Origin of the sequence: Streptomyces sp. NBC_01707 (assembly GCF_041438805.1) — a bacterium.
GTDB lineage: Bacteria > Actinomycetota > Actinomycetes > Streptomycetales > Streptomycetaceae > Streptomyces.
The window spans coordinates 1,880,841-1,904,795 of sequence record NZ_CP109190.1 but is presented as its reverse complement, the minus strand read 5'-3'; the positions used below and the strand labels follow the sequence as shown (position 1 = coordinate 1,904,795).

Here is a 23,955-nt window from a genome sequence, read left to right as displayed (position 1 = left end):
GATGTGCCGTGAAGTCGACCTGCAGCAGGCGGTACTCGCCAAGAACGACGCGACGGCCCACAGCCTGCGAGCCGGGCTCACGGCCCGCGGCACCACCGTCGTCAACCTGCTCTCCAGCCCCGGCAGCGGCAAGACCGAACTGCTGGAACGCGAACTCGCCCGGGCCTGCGAAAGAGGAGTGCCGGTCGCCGCACTCACCGCGGACCTCGCCACCGAGAACGACGCCGTACGCCTGGCCCGGTCCGGCGCCCCCGTCAAGCAGGTGCTCACCGACGGACTCTGCCACCTGGAGGCCGGCATGCTCGGCCGCCACCTCGACAACTGGCTGCCCGACGGGACCCGCATCCTCTTCGTGGAGAACGTGGGCAACCTGGTCTGCCCCGCCTCGTACGACCTGGGGGAGACGCTCAGGGTCGTCCTCGCCTCCGTGACGGAAGGCGAGGACAAACCGCTGAAGTACCCCACCGCATTCGGACTGGCCCAGCTCGTCGTGGTCACCAAGACCGACATCGCAGAGGCCGTCGACTTCGACGAGGCCGCGTTCCGTGCCCATGTCCAGCAGGTCAACCCCGGTGTGGAAGTGGTCCTCACCGCCGCCCGCCGCGGTGAGGGGGTGGGCACGCTGCTCGACCGGGCGCTGGCCGCCGGTGAAGGCGCCCCGGTCCACACACCGGTGATGGCCCGGCAGCACCCGTACCAGCAGCACACGCACACGCACGGCGACATGGGCGCGCACGACGACACCCACACCCATCGTGACCACGGCGCGCACGGCGCCTCGCACACCCACACCCACGCGCACACCGGCATTCACACGCACACCCATCCGGACCTGGGTACCCACGAACACCCGCACACCGGCCCCCACGCACACGCGCATCCCGACGAGCCGCTCGTCATGACGCCGGTACCCGACTCCGCGGCCCAGTACCGCTCGTGACGACCCCACAGCCCGGCGCAGCCGCCCTCGCGGGAGCCGTGGAGCGCCGACGGGTCGTGGTCCGCGGTGTCGTGCAGGGTGTCGGATTCCGGCCCTACCTGTACGCCCGGGCCACCGGGCTGGGCCTGGCCGGACACGTCACCAACACCACCGAAGGCGTCGTCGCCGAGGTCGAGGGCGCCCCGGCCGCCGTGGCCCTGTTCTGCGACCGGATCGCAGCGGAGGCACCCCCGCTCGCCCGGGTGGACTCCGTCGACCACACGCAGGTACCGGCCGCGGGCGGATCGCGCTTCAGCATCGTGGACTCCCACACCGGCGGACCGGCCCGCACACTGGTTTCCCCGGACATGGCCACCTGCGCCGACTGTCTCACCGAACTGGCCGATCCGGCCGACCGGCGCCACCGCCACCCGTTCATCACCTGCACGCACTGCGGGCCCCGGTTCACGATCGTCACGGCGGTGCCGTACGACCGCGCGCACACGACCATGGCGCGCTTCCCGATGTGCGCCGACTGCGCCCGTGAATACGCCGACCCCGCCGACCGGCGCTTTCACGCGCAGCCGGTCGCCTGCCCTGCCTGCGGCCCGAAGTTGCGACTGCTCGTCGCGCGGCCGGACGGCACCACGCCCGAGCAGTGCGCAGCCGACCCGGTCGCGGAGGCACGCCGGCTGTTGTCGCACGGTGCGGTCCTCGCGGTCAAGGGGCTCGGTGGCCATCACCTCGCCTGCGATGCCGAGAACTCCGCCGCGGTCTCCCTGCTGCGCCGCCGGAAGGCCCGAGGCGACAAGCCGTTCGCCGTCATGGCGCGGGACATCGACGACGTGGCGCATCTCGTGCACGTGGGCGAGGAGGAGCGGGCCCTGCTCACCGGTGGTGTCCGGCCCGTCGTCCTGTTGCGCCGGCGCTCCGACGCCCGCCCGGGCTCCGGCGCCCCTTGGCCGTCGGATGCCGTCGCCCCGCGCAGCCCCGACCTCGGCGTCATGCTCCCGTACACTCCGCTGCACCACCTGCTGCTCGGCCTGCCCGGTGACCCGCCGGGGCCGCGCCTGCTCGTCATGACCAGCGGCAACGTGGCCGGTGAACCGATCGTCACGGACGACGACGATGCGCTGGAGCGGCTCGCCCACCTGGCCGACGCGTGGCTCACGCACGACCGCCCGATCCATGTGCCGTGCGACGACTCCGTGGTGCGCGTCTGCGACGGCGAGCGGCTGATCGTGCGCCGCTCCCGCGGCTACGCCCCGCTGCCGCTCGCCCTGCCCCACCCGGTGCCTGCGATTCTCGCCACCGGCGGCGACCTGAAGAACACCTTCTGCCTCGCCGAGGAGCGCAGGGCCTGGCTGTCCGCCCATGTCGGCGACATGGACGACCTGGACACGCAGCAGGCCTTCGCACGCGCCGAACAGCACATGGAGACCCTCACCGGGGTGCGGCCCGGCATCCTGGCCACCGACCGGCATCCGCGCTACCGCACGGGCAGGTGGGCGCTGGGCCGGGCCGACGGCCGACCGGTCGTGCGCGTACAGCACCACCACGCCCACATCGCCGCCGCGATGGCCGAGCACGGCCGGGACGGCAGCCGACGGGTGATCGGCGTCGCGTTCGACGGCACCGGTTACGGGGACGACGGAGCGGTGTGGGGCGGCGAGATCATGTTGGCCGACTACGACGCCTGTCTCCGCTTCGCACACCTCGCGTACGCGCCGCTGCCCGGCGGTGATGCCGCCGTACACCGGCCCTACCGGATGGCGCTGGCCCACCTGTACGCCGCGGGCATCGGCTGGACGGACGATCTGCCCTGCGCGGCCGCCTGTCCACCGGACGAACGACAGGTGCTGCTGAGCCAGTTGGAGCGCAACCTCAACTGTGTCCCCACCTCCAGCATGGGCCGGCTGTTCGATGCGGTCTCCTCGCTGGCGGGCGTGTGCCACCGCGCCGGGTACGAAGCCCAGGCCGCCGTCGAACTGGAGGCCGCCGCGGTCGGCGCCGCCCCGGACTCCGGACCCGGTTACGGTTTCGCGCTGCGACCGGCGGACCCGGTCGGCGGACAGCCGTGGGTCATGGACCCCTCGCCGCTACTCGCAGCCGTCGTCGACGACGTGCGCGCCGGTGCGGCGCCGGCACTGGTCGCCGCACGCTTCCACGCGGCCGTCGCGGACGTCGTGCTCCAGGTGTGCGTCGCAGCCCGCGAACGGCACGACCTGCATGAAGTGGCTCTGACCGGCGGCGTGTTCGCCAACACCCTGCTCTCCTCCCGGTGCGCCCGGACGCTGAACGAGAACGGCTTCACCGTCCTGCGTCACCGCGAGGTCCCTCCGAACGACGGCGGACTGGCGCTCGGCCAGCTCATGGTGGCCACCCGCAACGCGGCGGCGCGCACCGGCGCGGCCGCCGACTGACGTCCGGCCCGGCGGAGCCGGGCAACGCCCCCCCACAGCAAGGAGCAGCCATGTGCCTGGCGGTACCCGGCAGAGTGATGGACATCGAGGAGCGCGACGGTACCCGGATGGCCACCGTCGACTTCGGCGGTGTGGTCAAAGAAGTGTGCCTGGAGTATCTGCCGGATCTCCAGGTGGGTGAATACGCCATCGTCCATGTGGGATTCGCCCTGCAGCGGCTGGACGAGGAGTCGGCCAGGAAGACGCTTGAGCTCTTCGCTGAACTCGGCCTGCTGCAGGAGGAGTTCGGTGACCCATGGGAGCGGGCCGAGGGGACCGGCGGCTCGTCCGGGTCCGATCGCGCCGACGCGCCCGAGGAGGTGCAGAAGTGAAGTACATCGAAGAGTTCCAGAACCCGGACCTGGCGCGTCGGCTGCTCGACGACATCCACTCCGTGGTGACCCGGCCCTGGGCGCTGATGGAGGTCTGCGGTGGACAGACGCACACCATCATCCGGCACGGCATCGATCAACTCCTGCCGGAGCAGGTCGAACTGATCCATGGTCCGGGCTGTCCCGTCTGCGTCACGCCACTGGAGGTCATCGACAAGGCGCTGGCCATCGCCTCCCGCCCCGAGGTGATCTTCTGCTCGTTCGGGGACATGCTGCGCGTCCCCGGGACCGGCCGTGATCTGTTCCGGGTCCGCAGCGAGGGTGGCGACGTACGGGTCGTCTACTCGCCACTCGACGCCCTGAAGATCGCCCAGCAGAACCCCGACCGCGAGGTGGTCTTCTTCGGGATCGGATTCGAGACCACCGCACCGCCGAACGCCATGACGGTGTATCAGGCGCGCAGACTCGGTATCGCGAACTTCAGCCTCCTGGTCTCCCACGTGCGGGTCCCCCCGGCCATCGAGGCGATCATGCGGTCGCCGAGCTGCCGGGTTCAGGGCTTCCTCGCCGCCGGTCACGTCTGCAGCGTGATGGGCACGAGGGAGTACCCGGAGCTGGCCGAACGGTTCCGGGTGCCCATCGTGGTCACCGGATTCGAACCGCTCGACATCCTCGAAGGGGTACGGCGCACCGTCCTGCAACTGGAGCGCGGCGAGCACACGGTGGAGAACGCGTACCCGCGCGCCGTGCACCCGGACGGGAACCCCGCGGCGCTCGCCATGCTGGACGACGTCTTCGAAGTCACCGACCGTGCCTGGCGCGGCATCGGCACCATCCCCGACAGCGGCTGGCGGCTCTCCACGCGTTACCGGGACTACGACGCCGAGTACCGCTTCTCGGTCACCGGCATCGACACCCAGGAACCCGCCGCGTGCCGCAGCGGTGAGGTCCTGCAGGGACTGCTGAAACCCCACGAGTGCGAGGCGTTCGGCACCACCTGCACTCCGCGCAACCCGCTCGGGGCCACCATGGTCTCCAGCGAGGGCGCCTGCGCCGCGTACTACCTCTACCGGCGCCTGGACATCACCACCGCAGCCAGGGAGACGAGCCCCGTTGCCTGAGACGACCGAAGCACTGAACACCACCGTCGCCACCGCGGCGACGGCCGCTCCCGGCGAGCCGGCCGTCCTCGACCTCACGGCATGGACCTGCCCGGCACCGCTGCGCGACCAGCCGCGGGTGGTGATGGGCCACGGCGGCGGCGGGGCACTCTCGGCCGAACTGGTCCAGCACGTCTTCGCGCCCGGCTACGGGGGCGACGTGCTGGCGCAACTGACCGACTCGGCCGTGGTGTCGCTGGGCGGCGCCCGGCTGGCCTTCTCCACCGACTCGTACGTCGTTCGGCCGCTGTTCTTCCCCGGCGGCAGCATCGGCGACCTCGCGGTCAACGGCACCGTCAACGACCTGGCCATGAGCGGAGCCCGGGCCGCCTACCTCTCCTGCGGTTTCATCCTGGAGGAAGGCGTGGAGGTATCGGTCGTCGCACGCGTGGCCAACGCGCTGGGCGCAGCCGCGCGCGCGGCGGGCGTCGAGGTGGCCACCGGCGACACCAAGGTCGTGGACGCCGGTCACGGCGACGGCATCTTCATCAACACCGCCGGGATCGGCCTCGTCCCGGCCGGCGTCGACCTCCGTCCTCAGCGGGTGGTCCCGGGCGACGTAGTGATCGTCAGCGGCTCGATCGGCGCGCACGGCGTGGCGATCATGAGTGTGCGCGAGGGTCTGGAGTTCGGCGTGGAGATCGAGAGCGACTGCGCGGCCCTGGGCGGGCTGGTGGAGACCATGCTCGCGGTCACCCCCGACCTCCATGTCCTGCGTGATCCCACACGAGGGGGGCTGGCCGCGGCGCTCAACGAGATCGCGACGGCCTCCGGCGCCGGTGTCGTCCTGCAGGAACGCGACGTCCCGGTCCCTCCCGCAGTGGCCAACGCCTGCGCCGTCCTGGGCCTGGACCCGATGTACGTGGCCAACGAGGGAAAACTTGTCGCGTTCGTCCCCCGCGAGCATGCCGAAGCCGTACTGGAGTCGATGCGAGCGCATCCGCTGGGAGCGGAGGCGGCCGTCGTCGGCGAGGCCGTGGAGGCGCATCCCGGCATGGTCGTGGCCCGCACCGGGCTCGGCGGGACGCGCGTGGTCGACCTGCCGATCGGCGAGCAGCTGCCCCGGATCTGCTGAGCCTTCGCCCTCCGGGCGGTAGCGCGCGGGGTATGGCGCCCCGGCGGGAAGCGGGGCGACCCGCACGGCCGTACCCACTTCCCGCCGGACATGCGTAAGAGTCGTGCGCGGGCGCCGGCTTGGGGGCGAGGACGCCGCATCGGGCTCGTACGAGCCCGATGCGGCGCGTCATCGGCCCGCCGGACGCCCCGTGAAGCCGGTGGCCGGGCGTTCCAGCCGCTCTCCGTCCACGATGACGTCGACGGCTTCGTCGTAGAAGGCGATGAGGCCCTTGACCGCCCCTGCGGCGGGGACGGGATCGGGGTAGCTCCACGCCACATTCGCCGGAGCCTTGCTGTCCGTACCGGCCACCGACCAGTACTCGGCCGTCCCCTTGTACGGGCATCCCGTACGCAGACCGGTCGGGGCGAACAGCTCGAGGCGGACGTCCTCGCGGGGGATGTAGTAGCGCACAGGCAGACGTGTCTCGAAGAGCAGGACCGGGCTGCGCGTGTCCGCGACCAGCGTTCCGTCGATCTCGATCTGCACATGCCGAGAGCTGCGGAGTGCGTCGACGCGTGAGTACGGGTCACGGGGGTGGACGAAGATCTCTTCCTCCTCCTCGTACCAGTGGTCGGGGCCCACACCGGCGCGCTCGAACCACTCGAAGGCGATGTGTCCGGCGAGCTCGGCGACGGGGAAGGTCCATGCGGCGTTGGGCTCCGTGACGCCGTCCACGACGAGGTCGTAGAAGAGTGTGGAGCCGGAGTGCGCTCCGGTGTCGGGGGTGGCCGCCGGACGGAGCAGACCGGTGCGGACGTCGTCCCGGGGAAAGACGTAGAGCGGCACGGCGCGGCCGGGTTCCCATACGAGCACGGGCCGCCGGCTGTCGACGACGAGGGTCTCGCCCTTCTTTCCGCGTACACGGCGCTCGCTCGGCTCCCAGGTGAGAGCGGTGTCCCGCACCGGGTGACGGCGCTCGACGGCTGGGGGTGGAGTGGTCACCAGGTTCTCCTCGAAGAGGTCCCGAGCCGCTCAGCGGCCGTGGCGGGACGAAACCGGACACGCGGCACCTGCTGGCCGTCGGGGACCAGCCACGCCACGATCCGCAGGCGGTCTGCGGGTCGGCCGACGTTCTGCGGTGGGGAACCGGTCGACGGATGCTTCAAGGCGCCCGTCGCCTCGAGCGGTGCCGACGGAGCGCGCAGACGGAGAACGGACCGGACATCCCGCCGCCCCTGCCTGCTCACGGCATGGGCAGGCGAGGCGGCAGCGGCCTGTTGACGGTGCAATGGCCTGGTGAGGGTCAGGTCTGCGGCGGCTGGTCCTCGCCGCGGTCCGAACCGAGCTGGCCCTTGAGCCTGTCCTGAGCGGTGTCGACCTGGCCGGTGTACTTGCCCTGGGTCCTGTCGTCGATGGTGTCACCCGCCTTGTCGATGCCCTTGCCCGCCTGGTCCTCGTGGCCCTTCAGCATGTGCTTGATCTTGTCCATCATGGACATGGGTCCTCCTCGGTGCGTTCACCCTGACACTTCCAGCGTCGCCACTTGTGCCGCACTTCGCATCTGCATGGGACGGCGCGCACGCCACGACGGCCGCCCGTACACATGTCGCACCGTCCCGGATGCGGCGCGTGCGCCCTCCACGGCGTGGGGGAGTGGGGCAGCAGAGCAGAGCCTCTCGATCCCCGCCGGTGTCATCGTGCCGGCGGTGGTGATCGACCTGGCGACTGCCCGTCCCGCTGCGGCGCCCGTACGCGAGCAGCGACCTCCGCCACGCCGTCGCAGACCCTCGGCGCTCTGCTCCGCGACGTACGACGCCATGCGGACGGGAAGAACGATGACGAGCAGGCTCTGCCGGCCCTGCACCGCCCGCCGGTCCGCCGTACGTCCTGACGCGCCGCAGGCCGGCGACGGCGCGGCCGACGGTCCCGGTCCGGCATCTCGCACAGTCGGGCAGGCTCACTCCGGGCCGGACACCCTGACGACCGTGCAGGCCGTCTCGCGGTCGACCTGCTGCCGCACTGCGGGATGGGGCTTCACGCGGGGATTCTCGTCCCCGATGTCCCGCGGACGGCCGGTGCGCCGGTGGCGTGGTGGACGTACTCGCGTACCAGGCGGAAGCCGGCGTTCCAGGCGAGCAGCCGGCTGGCCCTGTTGTGGCGCGAGCAACTCCAGCTGGGGGTGTGGCCGCGTGCCGTGACGTCGGCGCAGAGTGCGGTGACACAACTGAGGGCGAGCTGCCGGCGGCGATGGTCGGGGGCGGTGAGGACGGCGAGGTCCTCGTAGGCGCTGCCGAGGAAGTACGTGCACGCGACGGCGAGGGCTTCGCCGTGGTGGAAGGCTCCCCAGGCGTGCCCGGAGGTGGCGAGCCCGACCGGGCCGCCCCAGCTGGCATGAATCCAGGCAGCACCCGGGCCGAGCGCGGCAAGTGCCTCGGCATCGGCGGCGGTGATGCGGCGTACCACCACGCCCCTGGGGGTGCGCGCCAGGGAGGTCGGTTCCTCCCGCTGTATGTAGACCATGCGCTCCCACGGCATGATCCGGTCGAAGGAGGCGCCGAGGACGGGGAGGAATCGGATGGGTGCCTCGATGTAGCGCGAGCCGAGCGGTGCGAGTTCCGCGGGGACGAGTGCGCCGGGATCGCCACGCAGCAGTACATGGGCGGCGCAGTCGACGGCGATCGCGCGTGGCTGGACGGCGCGGTCGGCCCAGAAGCGGCCGGTCCCGGTGGTCAGGACATGTTCGGCCAGGGCTGCCGGACCAGGTGCTCCGGCGGGGAACCAGCGTGAGAGTGCGGGAAGTCGGTGCGGCAGTAGTTGGATCATGACGGGTCTCCCTTCCGGAGCCGGATGTACGGCAACGGGGCGGCCGGTACGCCGGGTCCAGGCCGTCTCCGCGCCGCCTGCGAATCGAGTTCCGGGCGCGCATGCGACGACGCGCGCACGGTCGATGGAGGCAAGAGAAATGGAGAAGCGGCCGCTTCATCGATCGGGCGGCCGCAGGTGGGTGACGCGCAGGAGCACCATGTGCCGAAGCACGGGGGAATGCGTCAACGCATCCAGAGGCGAACAACGCGCGTCGCCGGCGGCACCGTATGCGGTGGCCGATCGTCATGTCGCAGTGCGCTGTTCACGTCACCCATCCCACTCCGTCGGGTGCCCCGCCTCAAGCGGGCGCACAGATCCCTGATGACCCCCTGATACGAGCCGGCCGACGCGGTGGCGGACATGTGGCCGCCCCTTCATGGCGCACGCCCGCGCACGGCGCAGCGGGTCAGTCCGCCAACTCCTGGGTGCTCAGCGGCATGTGCCAGGAAATCCGGCGGTGGACGGCGGCGATGTCGTCCTGCAACGGAGAGGGCGGTACGGCGAGTACGGGGCAGGTCGCGTGCGCGAGACAGTACCGGGCGACCGAAGGATGAAGAGCCCTCCGCAGCCCTCCGCGTGCCCCGGCCCCGACCACCAGCAGGTCCTCGGGGCCGTTCGTCGCAGCGATCAGCGCGACGCCCGGTGTGCCCCGTACGACCAGAGTCTCCATCGGCACCCCGGGCCCGGCCGGGCCGAATGCGGTGTCCACCGCCCGGAGCAGCCGGTCGCCCGCCACCCGGCGGCACTCGGCCAGCAGCCCGGGCCATGGCTGACTGCGCTGCCCGAGCTCGCCGCCGGGAGGTGACCAGGCCAGTACGGCCCGCAGCACGGCATCGGTGCGCCGGGCCTCGGCGGCGGCCCGGTGCAGTGCTGTCAGACTGCCCAGCGTGCCGCTCACACCGGCCACCACACGCCGTTCGTCCGCTCGCTCCATTTCGTCACCACTCCTCGCCGACCTCAGGTCCTGACCTCATGGAAGGGCCAAAGACCGCGGCGATCAGGGGGCGTTGACGCATCGCTGACGCCAGGGCAGCGGACCCTGACGGACCCATGACGGCGTTACGCGCGAGGATCGGGCACTGCTTCGTCGCGCGGGGCCGGAACGGGTGTCGCGACGTCGCCGCCCGTCCCGAACTGACGAGCCGCCCGGTCGAAGTACCGCAGAAGTTCCACCGGGAACGGCATGACCAGCGTGGAGTTCTTCTCGGCCGCCACCTCGACCACCGTCTGCAGCAGCCTCAGCTGCATCGCCTCCGGCGTGTCGGCCATGATGCGCGAAGCGTTGGCGAGCTGCTGTGCCGCCTGGAACTCCCCGTCCGCGGTGATCACCCGGGCGCGCCGCTCCCGCTCGGCCTCGGCCTGCCGCGACATGGAACGCTTCAGCGACTCCGGCAGCTGCACGTCCTTGATCTCGACCCGGTCGATGTGCACACCCCAGCCGGCCGCCGGGCTGTCGATCATCAAGGCCAGCCCTTCGTGCAGCCGTTCGCGGTCCGAGAGCAGATCGTCCAAGTCGCTCTTGCCGATGATGGAGCGCAGGGACGACTGGGCGACCTGGCCGACCGCGAAGATGTAGTCCTGCACCTCGATCGTGGCCCGTACCGGATCGACGACCTTGAAGTAGACGACGGCATCGACCTTCACCGACACGTTGTCCCGGGTTATGCCCTCCTGGGTCGGCACGGGCAGCGTCACCACCTGTACGTTCACCTTCCGCATCCGGTCGGCGAACGGGATGAGGAAGGTGATGCCGGGCTGCCGGTGGCCGGGCAGCGCCTTGCCGAAGCGGAACACCACCCCTCGGTCCACCTGATTGACCACACGCATCCCGCTGCGCAGCACCAGAAGCACGCAGACGACGACAACCACAGCTCCGACGACAGCACCATCCATGGCAGCTGACTCCTTCACGAGGGGCAGGTTCGACACCACTGAGGACAGCGCCGGAGCAGCCATGGATGCGGTCCTGGAGGTCAAGGGATCGTCAACATCCCGAGCACGGGGCACCGGGACGGGGCGCCGGGCCGTCGCCACTCGCTCCGTGTTCCGCGGGCCCCGTCATGAGTTCCGGGAACTCGGGGAGACCTGAACGGACATGTGGCGCGTAGGTGCCGGGACGCTCGGCGGCATGCGTCTCCGCCGTGCTGGAATCGGGGGGATGCTGCCGACAGGGTGAGCGGGCCGAGGTATGTCGCCCGGAAAGCCCAACGGAGCGCCAGATACGGCCGTTTTCCTGGGCTTTCACGACCCATCAGATGACGCGTCGGCACATGGCACCCGCCGTTCGTACACCCGGTCGGCCCCTTCGCGTCACACTTTCGGTATGTCCGATATGACAGCTAAAGGGACTATTAGTACGTTCATCGCAGGTCGGCTTCCCGGCCGACGTCTCTGAGACAGGGAGAAGTGACATGACGACGCGAACCGTCGCTGTGACTGCCGCCGTAGTTGGCGCCGCAGTCCTCGCGACAACCGGCATTACATATGCCTCGGCTGCTGGATCCGCTCCGGCCGCCCCATCCGTCCAACAGGCAGCCCCCGCCCCGGGCCCCGCTGCCGGCGACGGGAACGGTAACGGAAACGGAAACGGAAACGGAGGTCGTGGCGGCAACGAGGGTGGCTTCGGCGGCGGTGGCGGCGGTGGCCGTGGCGGCGACGAGGGTGGCTTCGGCGGTGGCGGCGGCGGTGGCCGTGGCGGCGACGAGGGTGGCTTCGGCGGCGGTGGTGGCGGCGGCTACGGCGGCGGTGGCGGCGGCGGTGGCCGTGGCGGCGGCGGCGGTGGCGGTGGCTACGGCGGTGGCGGCGGCGGTGGCCGTGGCGGCGACGGCGGTGGCTACGGCGGCGGCTACGAGGACGGCGGCCGGATCCACATCAACGAGCGGTCGTACTCCGCCCGCGGGGAAGAGGGCTGCATCACTGTGGTCAGCGGGCTGGGCTCGCGGAGCTTCAACGTCCGCAACGACAGCCGCAGGACCGTAGAGCTGTTCCGCGGGGCCACCTGCGACAACGGCTCCCCGGTCGCCACTGTCGGCCCCTGGAGCACCAGCAACGGTGTCTTCACCCGCCAGGTCCGCGGCGGCGTGTGGGTCCGCAATGGTGTCGTGGGCAGCTTCCGAGTGGTCAGGGACCACTACGGAAACAAGTGGTAACAGCTCCACCCGCTCATCACATGGAAACCCCGGCCCGTCGGAATCGGGCCGGGGTTTCCGGCTGGGGGCGCCTGTCGGCTCATGCCCGGCCCCGGGCGGCCGCACGCGCGTGCGACGCAGGTCCGGTGTCCTATACACCTGGTACGCAATACTAGATCGGTGCACCGGGCGAGAACTTGCCGGGCGGCCTTGGGGTGTTGAGCCCGGGGCAGTGGAGGAACTGTCCTGAGGACGGCTCCGGTCCTCTCATGGTGGCCGACGTGACGGTGGCGTTGACGCGGACTTCCGGAGATCGGCTCGCCGAGGGCACGGTCAACGCGCAGAAACGGAAGGAGAGTCGGTACGTGTGGCCGCCCCCGGCGGCCCGAGCCGGCGGTGTGCGCTCGGCTCGGGCATGCGCCCCGCAGTCGTCTGTCAAGGCCGAGGCGGGACCGGAGCGGGTCCGGTGCGGTCGCCGCGCCACTTCGCCCGGTCCGCCGGTACGCCGGTCTGTCGTGGCGTCCACGGCCGGCCTGGTGCCGGGCGCGGTGTCACGGTTCGGGCGCCCCGGCCTGCACGGACCGCCGCCGCGGACAAGGGCGGCTTCGCGAACGGCACGCTGACTTTCACCCCCGCTCGTCGACCACCGCGATCCGGCGAAGGTGACCTTCGCCGGTGCCCCTGTTTCACCCGTCTGGGCGGGCTGGCGTGCCGACGGGTTTCCCTGTGCGCACTCTAGAGTCCATCAAAGGCGCAGGACAGTGGTCCATGTCGGACCGCCGGTACCTGCAAGGCTTGTGTCGCGACCGGAATGTCCGCCGTCCAGCCTGGCGGACGAGCCTGTCCGAAGGCGCGGTGTCGGGGGGCGGCCTGCACTTCACGGGAGAGAGGCACGGCATGTCGCACGGCTGCGGCAGGACGCGGTGGAAGCGTTTCGCCCTTGTCCTGGTTCCGAGCACGGCGGCTGCCGCGGCGCTGGGTATCGGCATGGCGCAAGGAGCGCTGGCCGCGTCGTTCTTCATCTCCGGCGAGCGGTTCCAGTTCGCTGCGGACACGCTGACCACTCGCGGTACGAGTATCTACGGCATGGTGGACGTGACCCGAGAGGGCCGCCATGTGCCCGTCGTGGTCACGGGCGCCAGGCATGCGACGATCGAGAGACTGTGCGAGTCCGTTGCGGTCGAGATCCCGGTTCTGGGCCTGTACACGCTGCGGATCACCGGCGGCGACCGGGCCGAGGCGCGGGACATCTTCATCGACGCGACAACTCTGACAGCCGGTCAGGCGACCTTGAACAACCTGGACGTGGGTGTTGCCGCAGGCTCGATCACCGAGGGCCCGATCGCTCCGGGCGACCGGAACTCACGGTTCTTCGATCCCAACGGTTTCGCCCAGCAGGCCACGTCGGCCACCCTGACCGACGTGCGCGTGAACGCGGTCGCGATCTCGGCCGCCACCCTCAGCGTCCCTGACCTCCGGGTGACCGTCAGGCAGGGCAGCCACCGCTGCTTCTGACTCCGTGCACCGCTACGGGGCCCCGGACACCATGCGGACGGGGTCATGGCCCGGCCCATCCGCACTCGTTCGGCCTGGCACCGACTCGCACCGACTCCACGTACCGCGTCATCACCGGCGACACCCACCCCTTCACCCTGGAAGCCGCACGTGATCAACGAGCCTTTCGGCACCCTCCCAGGACTACGCGACAGGATCGACGGCACACGGCGCAGATTCAGAATCTGGCGTGGTGGGCGCCCGTTCTGGGCCGGCCTGTTCATGCTCTTGGCGGGGGCGCCCATCATCTACTTCCCCTATGTCCACATCACGCTGAAGGGCGTCGCTGTCGCCCTGGCCACCACGGCCGGTGCCGCGTCACTGATCATCGGGGTCCTGCTCATGACTCTGGGCGTCACGCTCTGGTTCCATCAGCAGGTGCGCGTCTTCGCCGGGGTCGCGGGCCTGCTGCTCAGCCTCGTCTCCTTCCCGCTCGCCAACTTCGGGGGGCTCTTCTTCGGACTGTTCCTCGGCCTCGTCGGCGGATCCCTGGCCTGCGCCTGGGACCCCTCCCCGCCGGAGGCCGAGGTGCAGAAGACAGCAGCCACGCCGCCTGTGACCGTTCCTGGGATCGAGGGCCACATGACAGTGGGCAACCTGACGGGTCAAGCCGGGGGCGCCCCGGGGGCCGGACCTTCTCACGGGGACGAGAACGCAGCCGATGCTTGTGGCGCACCCTGAACGCCCATCGTGCTGCGGGCAGTCATTCCTCCGGACCGCGACCAGCTTCTCTCCGAAGGCTTCTCGACGCGGCGGGCTGCGTACGCGAAAGGCCGTGCGGACGGCTCACCCGTACCGGGCCGTGCCTGTGGCCCGCCGGCCGTCGGCTCGCACGCGCTCAGGCGTGCCCGCATCGTCCGCGTCGCCGGCCTGACACCGTCGACGGATCGAATGCTGCTGGGCCTGCCCGATACCGTTTCCCGCGGGCTGCTCCATGGTCACCCGACTGCGCTGCCCGGCGCTGCCGCCCGGGCAGAACGTCGGTGGCGGGTTGCCCTGAAGCACCCGCACGGTCGCCCTGGGCGGCGCTGCGGGGAGGGGGCATCGTCATGGCCGGACGTGCGCGCGTTCGCTCCGACCTGGCCGGCGGAGGCGTCCGCACCCTTTACACGCGCCCCATGCGTGGCTAGCTTCACTGGCTGGTGACAACGATGTCAACTCCGCATTCGAGGAGGAGCGATCGTCCATGGCGTCACGAAGAGACTTCTTGCTGACCAACGGAACCATCCTGGCGGCAGCCGGACTGGGCTTCGGCCTCCCCGGTAAGGCCGCGGCCGCCGAACGTGACAGCCCCACCCCTCTGCTGCCGTCCTTCGGCCACGCCACCACGCTCGACGTCGCCGACGTGAGCAGGCTCCACGGGGACGATCAGCTGTTACTGACCACTCTGCAGGGCGTCGTCAACCGGCGCCGCCCCCGCCTCTACTTCAACTACGACGCCGGCGGTGTCGATCTGCGCTGGCTGGCCGGCACCGGCGCCGACGTCACCCGCCACGACAACGCCCTCGACCTGATCGGCCGCTACCGCGGCGAGGTCCGCGGCGCCGTCCTGCACGACCCCGAGGTCCCCGACTCGGTCAACGTCGCCACCACGCTCGCCGGGTTGGAGAACGCCGTCGCGGCCACCGCCGAACAGGCGAGCCGGTACGGCCTGAAGGTCGTCGCCGACCTGCGGGGCCGTTTCGCCGACGACCCGCAGGCCGTCTATCGCTGGCAGCTGGACAACCTCTTCCCCCGCTGCACCCACACCCTGCTGGCCGGGCTCCCGCCCACCAGGACCGTGAAGGTGGACGGCGTCCGGTGGCGTGAGATCGCCCGCGAGCCGAACCGTGTCCGCGACTCCTCCAACCGGGAGGTGCGGACCTTCGACCTCAGCCCCGAACTGGCCGGCACGGACGGGGCCTTCCTGCGCTTCCAGGATTCCCTCGGGGACGACGGCTGGGGCGCCTCGGTGGGGCGGGTCACCGTACGGGCCGACGGTCAGGAGATCGCTTCCTTCGCACCGGGTACGGACGCCGAGGCCCCGTACCTCTTCGACGGGCTCAACTCCTCCCTCGGCGGCGACGCCAACCGGTTCTGCGACGGGGGCGGCTACTTCGTCTACCGGCTCACCGCACCGGCCGGGACCACCCGGCTGACGGTCGACGTCGACCTGTGGAACCAGTACCTGGTCACTGCCACGACCACCGCGCCCACCCGCGTCGAGCCCTTCCCGTACTTCCGCGACTACGCGGTCGCGTCCCGGGCCATGGTGGTGTGGCTGCCGCCCTCGGGGGCCACCGGCGCGCTGCTCGACGAGGTGTTCGGCCGGGTCGAGCCGACCACTCCGTACTGCGGCTGGTTCTCCAATGACGTGGCCGGGGAGTGGGGCGGTGTCGACCGGGCCTCCCAGCACGGGGTGCAAGTGGTGCCCGCCGACTACTACATGAACGGCACGGTGCACGCCGGGACCCGGGCGAAGGTCTCCGACCGGGTTCGGCCGCGCCCGCCGGCGACGCTTCGCAACCGGGTGTACCTCACCCTCACCGTCGGCGAGGGCGACAACATCCAGTACTGCCAGCGCCGCATGCGCGATCTGTGGGACGACCCCGCGCGCGGCCAGGTGCCCGTCAACTGGACGGTCAGCCCGCTCCTGGCCGACATCGGTCCTGCGCTGCTGGCCCACTACCAGCGCACCGCCACCGCCAACGACCTGCTGATCAGCGGCCCGTCCGGCGCCGGGTACACCTACCCCGGCTCCTGGCCGCGGGAGGCGCTGGACGCGTACACCCGGCTCACCGGAAGGTTCCTGCGGCGGACCGGCATGGATCTGGTCTACGCGTACAACCAGCGGCTCCCGGAGGGCAACGGCTGGGTCCCCTTCGACGAACGCATCGTGCGCTCCTACCGGGACAACACCCCGCTGCGCGGCATCATCCAGTCGTGGGAGACCGGTGACCTGCAGATCCGCCCCGCCGGGCTGGCCGTGATCGGCAACTACTGGCCGCAGGGCAACGCGGCGGAGTACCGGGACGGACTGGTGAAGCACATCGAGGGCTGGGACGGGAGCGGCCCGCTGTTCATCGCCGGGGCGGTCAACGCGTGGAACTGGACGCCGAGCGACATCGCCGAGCTGGGCGAGTTGCTCACCGACCCGTTCGAGGTGGTGAGAGGGGACACCTTCTTCCGGCTGTTGGACCGGGCCTCCCGTTAGGAGGAGGTCCGCTGTCGCCGCCGCCGTGGGGCCTGTGCCCGGAGGCGTCGCGCTTCCTCTGCCGCCGATTCGACTCGTCGGGGCCGAGCGACAGTAACGCAAGGAGCAACTCGCAGCTGGGTTCCGGCTGTTCGGCAGGTTCGGCTTCTCCGAGGGCTTCGCCGGACACATCACGGTTCGCGATCCGGAGAACCCGGACCGGTTCTGGGTCAACCCGTTCGGCATGTGTTTCAACCGGATCAAGGCCTCGGACCTGATCCTGGTCGACCATGAAGGCACCCTGCTTCACGGCAACCGCATGGTGAACAAGGCAGGTCGCCGTCTCCGACCCGGACCTGTTCGACCGACGCGGCCAGTCGTCCGGCGTGCCCAGCAGGCGGGCCGACGGGATCGCGTGGACAGGTCGGATCCGGTGCGACAGCCCCGGGCCCGGAGCTGTTCGGATGAGCGCGCCGTCACCGCCGTGTCTCCAACCTGAGCGGCGCCGTCCAGGTGCAGGGGCAGCCTCGGCGGGGCCGGTCGAGGATGAGAGCGCTGCTGCCGCGCCGTGCCGCTAGGGAGGCCCGGACATGCGTCGGTGGTCGTTGCTGATCACGATCGGCCGGGACGGTCCGCGCATTCAACGGGCGTTCGCCGCCCCCTCGGCGATCGCACGGGCCCTGGTTCAGCGGATGCGAGCCACTCCTGCGTAGATACCGCTGTCCTCCGGCTCCGGGTCGCGGGGGGAGGTGAACCAGTCCGTCGCCGTCACCAGGCCGGGTGGCACGAGATCCAGGCCGTCGAAGAAGCGCTCCACTTCCGCGCGTGTGCGGAAGGCGAGCTGGATGCCGCCCTTGGCGTACTCGTCGACGACCCGTTCGGCGAGTTCCGGGAACAGGTCGGATGCGGCGTGCGACAGGATCAGATAGCTGCCCGACGGCAGTGTGTCGATCAGGGCACGGACGATGCCGTGGGCGTCCTGTTCATCGGTGATGAAGTGGATCAGCGCGATGAGCGACAGCGCGATGGGGCGGTCGAACTCCAGGATGTGTCGGGCATGCTGGACGATCGCTGCCGGGTCGCGCACATCGGCTTGGATGTAGTCGGTCGCTCCGCCGGGACCGCTGATCAGCAGCGCCTCGGCGTGGCGCAGCACGATCGGGTCGTTGTCGGTGTAGACGACCTTGGCCGACGGCACAAGGTTCTGCACGATCTGGTGGAGATTCGGCTCGGTCGGGATGCCGGTACCTATGTCCAGGAACTGATCGATGCCCTGCATGGCGAGCCAAGCGGCGGCCCTGTGCATGAACTGTCGGTTCTGCCGAGCAGCGTCCCTGGCCTCTGGCGGCAGTTTCTCACCGACCGCTTCGTCGACCGGGTAGTTGCCCTTCCCGCCGAGCAGCCAGTCATAGACCCGCGCAGGGTGTGCCTTGCTGGTGTCGATCGGTAGAGGCGGCTGTGGGTTGGTCGTCATGGCAGCTCCATCGGGCCGGTGAAAGATACAGACCGAATTTGCGATGATCTTACGCGGAAATCTCATCTGCCTTGTGTGCGCGGCGACTTGAATAACTTTCTGCGACGACAACCAGTGAAGGTGCCTGCCGACCGGCCGGCAGCGCGGTCGCCTTCGGACTTCACGTTCGGATGCGGGCCCTCCGCAGCGTTGCCGGCGTGGATCACCTTCACCGGCACCTGCGGGAACGACGAGGCGAGCTCTTCGCTGATCGCCGCCCGCACCACGGCCCGTCTCGCTCCCCACGGCCGGGTCCCGGTGCTGGTGCCGACCCTGGACCTGCTGTCCCCGGACTGTGCGGTCCTGGCACGCCACCGGCCGCAAAGGATGGGCGGTGGCCGCTTCTTCGACACGTCAGCGCTGGACCACGCCGGCCTGAGCCGGAGCGCGCCATCGGCTCGCGCTCTGCTCCGGCCGGATTCCAAAGATCGTCGACACCCGCCCTGTGCCGCCACCAAGCGTCACCGGACGAGCAATAGCCACGGTCATGAGAATCGCCGGTTTTGCCAACCGGGGATTCTCGGCCATGTTGCCGCGCCGCTTCGGCTACTCGGATTGCTTGTGCACCCATGGGTGCCGCCTTCTTGGTGGCGGAGCGGAGGGAGCCCGGGCCGGCTGATCCATGGCGGTGCGCGGCCCGACTCCCGATCGGCCGCCTTCGTCGCTGACCGCCGGCCGGACCGTCGGAGTGACGGTGATCACGGACACCCTTCGGAGGGTGCTGCGTAGGCTTGTGCCGTCGTCGCGGTGGGATCCGGAGGAGCAGGCGAAGCCCGCCCTGCAGCTACCTGACGATGCGTCAGGAAAGTCGGCAAGTGGTCAGCGTGAGTCCTCAAGACCTGGGGGACGCTGCCCGGAAATGCGACTCGTTGTAGGGTAAGAAAATCGCCCTTGACCTGCAGAAATGCGGGCAGGGAGCCTAGACCCAGGAGTGCCTCGATGATGCGTACCATGTTCAAGTCGAAGATCCACCGGGCCACCGTGACCCAGGCCGATCTGCACTACGTCGGCTCGGTCACCGTCGATGCCGAGCTGATGGATGCGGCCGATCTGCTGCCCGGTGAGCTCGTGCACATCGTCGACATCGACAACGGCGCCCGGCTGGAGACGTACGTCATCGAGGGCGAGCGCGGCTCCGGTGTCATCGGCATCAACGGCGCAGCCGCCCACCTCGTGCACCCCGGCGATCTGGTCATCCTGATCAGCTACGCCCAGGTCGAGGACGCCGAGGCCCGCGCTCTGACCCCGCGGATCGTCCATGTCGACGCCGGCAACCGGATCGTCGAGCTCGGAGCCGACGCCTCGGCGCCCGTGCCCGGCACCGCCACCGCGCGCAGCCCGTACGCCGTTCCCGCGGCTGACTGACCGTTCTGTTCACGAGGGAGATCCCGCCATGGCTGAGAACACCGCGCTCGAATTCTTCGACGACCGTGAGAACGGCAACCTGCTGGCACGGGTGGACGGCCGGACCGCCGGAGTCATCGCGTACTTCGTGATGGACGGCACGCCTGCCGCTCTCGTCGCCGTGCACACCGTCGTCGAACCGGAGCACAAGGGCAAGAGGTTCGCCGGAGCCCTGGTCCAGGAGTTCTACGCCATGGCGGACCGCGAGGGTGTGCCCGTCGTCCCGCTCTGCCCCTATGCCGCGAAGTGGGCTCTGGGCCACCCCGACCAGGCTCCGGTGGCACCGGCCGAGCTGGTGGAGCGGGCAGAGCAGCAGCTCAAGTCCCACCCCGAGCTGTAGCGATCCGGTCCCGTCCCGTCCGAACAGGATCCGAGCCCTCGCCGATGACACTTGCGCTCCTGCACACCTCCCCGGTCCACGTCCCGGTCTTCGAGGCGCTTCGCGACGCCGACCACCCCGGTCTCGCCCTGCGGCATCTCGTGCACGAGGACCTGCTCGCCCGTGCCCGGCGCGCAGGCCCGGACGCGGTGCGGGGTGACATCGAGGCGCTGCTCGCGGGAGCGGTCGCCGAGGGTGCGACCGCGGTGCTCTGCACCTGTTCGACGATCGGTGGGGTCGCCGAGTCCGCCGCGGAGTCGCTCGGCGTCGCCGTCCTGCGCGTCGACCGCCCGATGGCGGCCGCCGCCGTCGCGCGGGACCGGGTGGTGGTCCTCGCGGCGATCGACGACACCCTGCCGCCGACGCTCGCCCTGCTCGCCGAGGAGGCCGGCGAGCGGCGCGTGGACATCCGCACGGTGCTGGTGGCCGGTGCATGGGCGCGGTTCGAGGCGGGTGACCGTGACGGCTACCTCGAGCTGGTGGCGGCGGCCGCCGACCGGGTGACGGACGCCGATGTGATCGTGCTGGCCCAGGCCTCCATGGCCGATGCCGCCACCCGCGCGGCCACCCAGATTCCGGTCCTCTCCAGCCCCCGACCGGGGCTCTCCGCCGCGGCCGCCGCGGCGGGCTGAGCCGCCGTACGGGTTCTCGTCCGACGGTACGGAACTCGTACGTATGGACTCGGCAGGCGAGGGCAGCCGCTCCGGGAGACGGTGGACTCGAGATCCGCCGCAATGTTCGGAGGCCCGAGATGACCAACCCGTATCCCGACCCCGTGCCACCCGCGCCGACCCCCGGCCCCATGCCGGGACCGCCGTCGCCGCTGCCCGAGCCGACGCCCGCGCCGCCCGTCCCCGGCCCTGTGCCGCCCGGTCCGTCGCCCGACCCGATTCCGCAGCCGCCGCGGCCCGAACCCGAGCCGGTGCCGGAACCGGAGCCGTCGCCCCAGCCGCCCGGATGACGCGGCCGGTCCGTACCGCCGCGACCTGCTACCGGTCGCGCCGCGGTCCGAGCCCGAGGAGCGAGTCGGCGTGGCCGGCGCCGCTCTCCTCGGCGATCGAGTCCAGCGACTGCGCATCACGCACCGGCGCGAACCGCACCGTGTCCCCGTCCGAGCCGTCGTCCCCGCCGTCGCCGACCGTGCTGAAGCCGTACACGGCGGGGCGCGGCAGGCTGTTGTACGACCACGGCGTGGAGAAGTAGTACGCGCCCGTGTCGTACAGGACCACGAAGTCCCCCTCCCGCAGCTCGGGCAGCTCCCGGGCGTGCGCGACGACGTCACCGGCGAAGCAGCACGGCCCCGCGATGTCCTGGACCAGTGGCGGACCTTCCTTGGGTCGCCCCTCGGCGTCGAACGCCCCCGCCCGCAGGGGCCAGGCGTCAGGCATGAAGACGGTACGGGTGGCGATCTGCGCCCCCGCGTGGGTGAGCGCGATCCGGCGGCCACCTGCGTCCTTCGTGTACTCGACGAGTGCCCCGATGAACCCGTTCTTGGCGAGCAGCGACCGGCCGAACTCGGTGATCAGCCTGTACCGGCCGTCGAAGAGACCCGGTACCGCCGCCCGCAGCGCCGCCGCATGGGCGGCGAAGGTCGGCCGGACGGAGTCGTCGTCGAAGTTGACGGGAAGGCCGCCGCCGATGTCGATGCCGGTGACCTGCCGGGTGCCGAGCGTCTTGTTGATCTCCTCGGCGAGCTGGTACATCTCCGCGACGCCGGCCGCGATCAGCTCCAGGGAGCAGCCCTGGGAACCGACATGGGCATGCAGCTGGGTCAGCCAGGAGTGCTCGGCGAAGGCCTGTACGACGCGCTCGCGCGCGCCGGGATCGAGCAGCGCCACGCCGAACTTGGAGGTTGCCGTGGCGGTGCTCATCGCCCCGATGGCGCCGCTGCCCACCTGTGGGTTGACGCGCATCCCGATGACGGAGGCCGAGCTGCTGGACCGCAGCGAGGCGATCCGGCGCACCTCGTCGAGGCTGTCGGCGTTGAGCGCCACTCCTAGGGCGAGGGCCTGACGGATCTCGTCACGTGTCTTGGCGGGGGAGTCGAGCACGATGGCCGAGGGTGAGAAACCGGCGTCGAGGGCGAGCCTCAGCTCACCCGGGCTGGCGACCTCGCACCCCATGCCGCAGTCGGCGAGCAGCCGCAGTACGGGGACCAGGGACGCGGCCTTGGCGGCGAACGTGTGCAGCACGCCGGGTGCCCCGGCGAACGCGTCCTGGAGGGCGCGGACCGAGTCGCGCACCCCGTCGGTGTCGATGAACCCGGCGACGGGCCGGGACTCGCCGAGCAGCCCGGCTCCGACGGCGTGGCGGACCGCCGCGGCGACACGCGCGGAGGACGGAGGGCCGGGAGCGGGCGAGGTGAGAGGCATGTGTCGTGAGTCGGTGATGGGAGCCCCGCAGGTTTCTCTGTCGGACGGGACACGATCGGTTTCGGTTCTTGGCCGTGGGGGCCAACGGTTGTGGCAATACAGGACAAATCTATCCGCTGAGGCGGACGGCGACAGTATGAGCAACCAGGTGTCGGGGACGTCGTGGCCGACGCGAATCGCTCCCGGGCGCGGCCGCTGCCGCAGGGTCAAGGGCTCGGCGGGCGCACCGGAGCCGGACCCAGCGTCGTGCTGCCGGGCGCCGCCCGGTGGCCGAGGCCGGTCCGGTACGCGTCCATCGCGGCCTCGGTACGGCCGGTCCGCCGCAGCAGATCTCCGAGCAGCCGGCAGATGTCCGCCAGGTCACCGGCGGCGCCCGCCCGCTCCAGCAGACCGAGCGCGGTGACGTAGTGCTCCTCGGCGCGGTCGAGATCGCTCCGCTCCTCGGCGATCAGGCCGAGCAGCCGGTGCACGCCGCCCGCATGGACCGAGCCCCGGTCCGCCTGCAGTTCGCCGAGCAGCCGCAGCAGCAGGGCCTCCGCCTCCTGCCGCTTGCCGAGTCGGCGCAGGACGTCTGCCAGTTCCACCTCGACCTGTGCGGTGTAGAGCGCGGCCCGCTTCGACGCCAGCATGTCCCGGGCGGCCCGCAGTTCGGACTCGGCGCCCAGCAGATCGCCGTCCTGCGCATGGACGTAGCCGCGCATCCAGTGGCAGTGCGCCATCTCCGTACGGATCTGGAGCTGTTGGTAGATCTCGGCTGCTTTGGCGAGCGAGGCGTCGGCCTCCTGTGTGCGGCCGGCCGCGATGAGCGTACGGGCGACGCCCCGGTGCAGCCCGGCGACCAGCTCCGGGTCGGACACCTGGGGAGCCAGAGCCAGGGCCAGTTCGCCTGCCTGTGCGGCACGGGCGTGGGCGCCCATGTCCATGTAGGGGGCGATCGCAGCCGTGTACAGCAGCAGGAGCGCGCCGGGGTCCTGCAGGCCCGAGGAGTTCAGTTCGTCGATCGCGCTCTCCAGCAGATAGCACGCGTACCGGAGTTCGCCCGCCAGGAGGTGCGCGACGGCCCGGCCGCGGATGGCCGGGGCGCGCTGCGGGAGCGGGGCGTTCGCGAGCAGCTTTTCCGCGGCTTCGAAGCGCTCGCGGGCCACCGGCAGCTCGCCCGTCTCCAGCGCGCACTGCCCGAGCCCCAGCAGAGCCGTGGCGCGTTCGCCGTCGAGGCCCAGCTGCTCCGCCTCGGCGAGCAGCCCGGTGTAGGCGGCCACGGCGTCCTCGGCGGCGCCGGTGGCCAGGGTCCGCTGGGCTTCGACGAGCTCCAGCCGCAGGTCGGTGGCGAGATGGGCGGGACGTCCCGTCTCCAGCTCCTCGTACGTCACCCCCAGATGCTCCGCGAGATGACGTATGGCAGCTTCCGAGGGGCGGACCCGGCCCGCCTCCAGGGTGGAGATGTACGCCGGGGTGTAGGCGGGTTCGGCCAGCTGGCGCTGGGTGAGGCCGCGCTCCGTACGCAGTCGGTGCACGCGTCGTCCGACGGCGCCGGGGTCGTCGGACGGCCCGCGCCGGGTCCCCTGTTCGCCCCCGTCGCGTGGCTTCTGCCCGGTGTCCGTCCCTGCGGTGTGCTTCGCGGCCACTGAGTCGCCCTCC

General features: G+C 70.9%; 20 protein-coding genes and 1 pseudogene. 13 read left to right on the top strand and 8 right to left on the bottom strand.

What is annotated here, in order from left to right:
- Position 1 precedes the first annotated feature (1 nt).
- Genes hypB through hypE form a run of 5 tightly spaced genes read left to right on the top strand, consistent with a single transcriptional unit; the run spans position 2 to position 5,948 of the window.
- Entirely contained in the window at positions 2 to 940 is a 939-nt protein-coding gene (gene hypB, locus OG963_RS08735) for a hydrogenase nickel incorporation protein HypB (protein WP_093770046.1), read from the top strand.
- A complete protein-coding gene (gene hypF, locus OG963_RS08730) occupies positions 937 to 3,342 on the top strand; it encodes a carbamoyltransferase HypF (protein ID WP_371798728.1) in 2,406 nt (801 codons plus the stop codon). The genes hypB and hypF overlap by 4 nt, the downstream gene beginning before the upstream one ends.
- A gap of 50 nt (positions 3,343 to 3,392) precedes the next feature.
- Positions 3,393 to 3,713 carry a HypC/HybG/HupF family hydrogenase formation chaperone gene (locus OG963_RS08725; RefSeq protein WP_051878349.1) on the top strand — a complete coding sequence of 107 codons (321 nt, stop codon included), beginning with the start codon at positions 3,393 to 3,395 and terminating at the stop codon, positions 3,711 to 3,713.
- Positions 3,710 to 4,834: a hydrogenase formation protein HypD gene (gene hypD / locus OG963_RS08720; protein WP_093770048.1), complete on the top strand. Its 1,125-nt coding sequence runs from the start codon at positions 3,710 to 3,712 to the stop codon at positions 4,832 to 4,834. The genes OG963_RS08725 and hypD overlap by 4 nt, the downstream gene beginning before the upstream one ends.
- Positions 4,835 to 4,847: 13 nt before the next feature.
- Positions 4,848 to 5,948: a hydrogenase expression/formation protein HypE gene (gene hypE, locus OG963_RS08715; protein WP_093772039.1), complete on the top strand. Its 1,101-nt coding sequence runs from the start codon at positions 4,848 to 4,850 to the stop codon at positions 5,946 to 5,948.
- Between the two features lie 168 nt (positions 5,949 to 6,116).
- Here hypE and OG963_RS08710 read toward each other — a convergent pair whose 3' ends face one another.
- The 5 genes from OG963_RS08710 to OG963_RS08690 form a co-directional block, all read right to left on the bottom strand.
- The gene (locus tag OG963_RS08710) at positions 6,117 to 6,932 is read right to left on the bottom strand and encodes a DUF427 domain-containing protein (protein ID WP_256223347.1); all 816 of its coding nucleotides are present in this window, start codon (positions 6,930 to 6,932) and stop codon (positions 6,117 to 6,119) included.
- A gap of 301 nt (positions 6,933 to 7,233) precedes the next feature.
- Positions 7,234 to 7,428, bottom strand: coding sequence for an antitoxin (locus OG963_RS08705; protein ID WP_030923709.1), 195 nt, complete (start codon positions 7,426 to 7,428; stop codon positions 7,234 to 7,236).
- A 536-nt stretch (positions 7,429 to 7,964) separates the two neighbouring features.
- The gene (locus OG963_RS08700; protein WP_371798727.1) at positions 7,965 to 8,753 is read right to left on the bottom strand and encodes a GNAT family N-acetyltransferase; all 789 of its coding nucleotides are present in this window, start codon (positions 8,751 to 8,753) and stop codon (positions 7,965 to 7,967) included.
- Between the two features lie 448 nt (positions 8,754 to 9,201).
- On the bottom strand, positions 9,202 to 9,729 hold the full coding sequence (locus OG963_RS08695) for a universal stress protein (protein ID WP_030923702.1): 528 nt from the start codon (positions 9,727 to 9,729) through the stop codon (positions 9,202 to 9,204).
- 125 nt (positions 9,730 to 9,854) lie between these two features.
- Positions 9,855 to 10,688 carry a slipin family protein gene (locus tag OG963_RS08690; RefSeq protein ID WP_256223336.1) on the bottom strand — a complete coding sequence of 278 codons (834 nt, stop codon included), beginning with the start codon at positions 10,686 to 10,688 and terminating at the stop codon, positions 9,855 to 9,857.
- Between the two features lie 518 nt (positions 10,689 to 11,206).
- On the opposite strand from OG963_RS08690, the gene OG963_RS08685 reads away from it, so the two are divergent.
- From OG963_RS08685 to OG963_RS08665, 5 genes and pseudogenes are all read left to right on the top strand, one after another.
- A complete protein-coding gene (locus OG963_RS08685; RefSeq protein ID WP_371798726.1) occupies positions 11,207 to 11,944 on the top strand; it encodes a hypothetical protein in 738 nt (245 codons plus the stop codon).
- Positions 11,945 to 12,820: 876 nt separating this feature from the next.
- Entirely contained in the window at positions 12,821 to 13,438 is a 618-nt protein-coding gene (locus OG963_RS08680; RefSeq protein ID WP_093770051.1) for a DUF6230 family protein, read from the top strand.
- Between the two features lie 150 nt (positions 13,439 to 13,588).
- On the top strand, positions 13,589 to 14,158 hold the full coding sequence (locus tag OG963_RS08675; RefSeq protein ID WP_093770052.1) for a DUF6114 domain-containing protein: 570 nt from the start codon (positions 13,589 to 13,591) through the stop codon (positions 14,156 to 14,158).
- Between the two features lie 505 nt (positions 14,159 to 14,663).
- Positions 14,664 to 16,670: a GxGYxYP domain-containing protein gene (locus OG963_RS08670; protein ID WP_371798725.1), complete on the top strand. Its 2,007-nt coding sequence runs from the start codon at positions 14,664 to 14,666 to the stop codon at positions 16,668 to 16,670.
- 58 nt (positions 16,671 to 16,728) lie between these two features.
- Positions 16,729 to 16,983 (top strand): annotated as a pseudogene (locus tag OG963_RS08665) (class II aldolase/adducin family protein); the annotation flags it as partial.
- A 351-nt stretch (positions 16,984 to 17,334) separates the two neighbouring features.
- On the opposite strand, the gene OG963_RS08660 reads toward OG963_RS08665, so the two are convergent.
- Positions 17,335 to 18,123, bottom strand: a complete 789-nt coding sequence (locus OG963_RS08660; protein ID WP_093770054.1) for an SAM-dependent methyltransferase — start codon at positions 18,121 to 18,123, stop codon at positions 17,335 to 17,337.
- 978 nt (positions 18,124 to 19,101) lie between these two features.
- Here OG963_RS08660 and panD point away from each other — a divergent pair.
- Genes panD through OG963_RS08645 form a run of 3 tightly spaced genes read left to right on the top strand, consistent with a single transcriptional unit; the run spans position 19,102 to position 20,577 of the window.
- The gene (gene panD, locus OG963_RS08655) at positions 19,102 to 19,527 is read left to right on the top strand and encodes an aspartate 1-decarboxylase (protein ID WP_371798724.1); all 426 of its coding nucleotides are present in this window, start codon (positions 19,102 to 19,104) and stop codon (positions 19,525 to 19,527) included.
- A 28-nt stretch (positions 19,528 to 19,555) separates the two neighbouring features.
- Positions 19,556 to 19,906: a GNAT family N-acetyltransferase gene (locus OG963_RS08650; protein WP_371798723.1), complete on the top strand. Its 351-nt coding sequence runs from the start codon at positions 19,556 to 19,558 to the stop codon at positions 19,904 to 19,906.
- A 44-nt stretch (positions 19,907 to 19,950) separates the two neighbouring features.
- Positions 19,951 to 20,577 (top strand): aspartate/glutamate racemase family protein, encoded by a 627-nt coding sequence (locus tag OG963_RS08645; protein ID WP_093770057.1) that lies wholly within the window; start codon positions 19,951 to 19,953, stop codon positions 20,575 to 20,577.
- A gap of 357 nt (positions 20,578 to 20,934) precedes the next feature.
- Here the strand turns inward: OG963_RS08645 and OG963_RS08640 are convergent, their stop codons facing one another.
- Together OG963_RS08640 and OG963_RS08635 are read right to left on the bottom strand one after the other, a co-directional pair.
- On the bottom strand, positions 20,935 to 22,317 hold the full coding sequence (locus tag OG963_RS08640; RefSeq protein ID WP_093770058.1) for a hypothetical protein: 1,383 nt from the start codon (positions 22,315 to 22,317) through the stop codon (positions 20,935 to 20,937).
- Positions 22,318 to 22,523: 206 nt separating this feature from the next.
- The gene (locus OG963_RS08635) at positions 22,524 to 23,831 is read right to left on the bottom strand and encodes a helix-turn-helix domain-containing protein (RefSeq protein WP_371800276.1); all 1,308 of its coding nucleotides are present in this window, start codon (positions 23,829 to 23,831) and stop codon (positions 22,524 to 22,526) included.
- Positions 23,832 to 23,955: the final 124 nt, after the last annotated feature.

Coding starts and splice junctions, on each gene's coding strand:
- hypB (WP_093770046.1), top strand. CDS start 2: ATGTGCCGTGAAGTCGACCTGCAGCAGGCGGTACTCGCCAAGAACGAC.
- OG963_RS08725 (WP_051878349.1), top strand. CDS start 3,393: ATGTGCCTGGCGGTACCCGGCAGAGTGATGGACATCGAGGAGCGCGAC.
- OG963_RS08705 (WP_030923709.1), bottom strand. CDS start 7,428: ATGTCCATGATGGACAAGATCAAGCACATGCTGAAGGGCCACGAGGAC.
- OG963_RS08700 (WP_371798727.1), bottom strand. CDS start 8,753: ATGATCCAACTACTGCCGCACCGACTTCCCGCACTCTCACGCTGGTTC.
- OG963_RS08695 (WP_030923702.1), bottom strand. CDS start 9,729: ATGGAGCGAGCGGACGAACGGCGTGTGGTGGCCGGTGTGAGCGGCACG.
- OG963_RS08690 (WP_256223336.1), bottom strand. CDS start 10,688: ATGGATGGTGCTGTCGTCGGAGCTGTGGTTGTCGTCGTCTGCGTGCTT.
- OG963_RS08685 (WP_371798726.1), top strand. CDS start 11,207: ATGACGACGCGAACCGTCGCTGTGACTGCCGCCGTAGTTGGCGCCGCA.
- OG963_RS08680 (WP_093770051.1), top strand. CDS start 12,821: ATGTCGCACGGCTGCGGCAGGACGCGGTGGAAGCGTTTCGCCCTTGTC.
- OG963_RS08670 (WP_371798725.1), top strand. CDS start 14,664: ATGGCGTCACGAAGAGACTTCTTGCTGACCAACGGAACCATCCTGGCG.
- OG963_RS08660 (WP_093770054.1), bottom strand. CDS start 18,123: ATGACGACCAACCCACAGCCGCCTCTACCGATCGACACCAGCAAGGCA.
- panD (WP_371798724.1), top strand. CDS start 19,102: ATGATGCGTACCATGTTCAAGTCGAAGATCCACCGGGCCACCGTGACC.
- OG963_RS08650 (WP_371798723.1), top strand. CDS start 19,556: ATGGCTGAGAACACCGCGCTCGAATTCTTCGACGACCGTGAGAACGGC.
- OG963_RS08645 (WP_093770057.1), top strand. CDS start 19,951: ATGACACTTGCGCTCCTGCACACCTCCCCGGTCCACGTCCCGGTCTTC.
- OG963_RS08640 (WP_093770058.1), bottom strand. CDS start 22,317: ATGCCTCTCACCTCGCCCGCTCCCGGCCCTCCGTCCTCCGCGCGTGTC.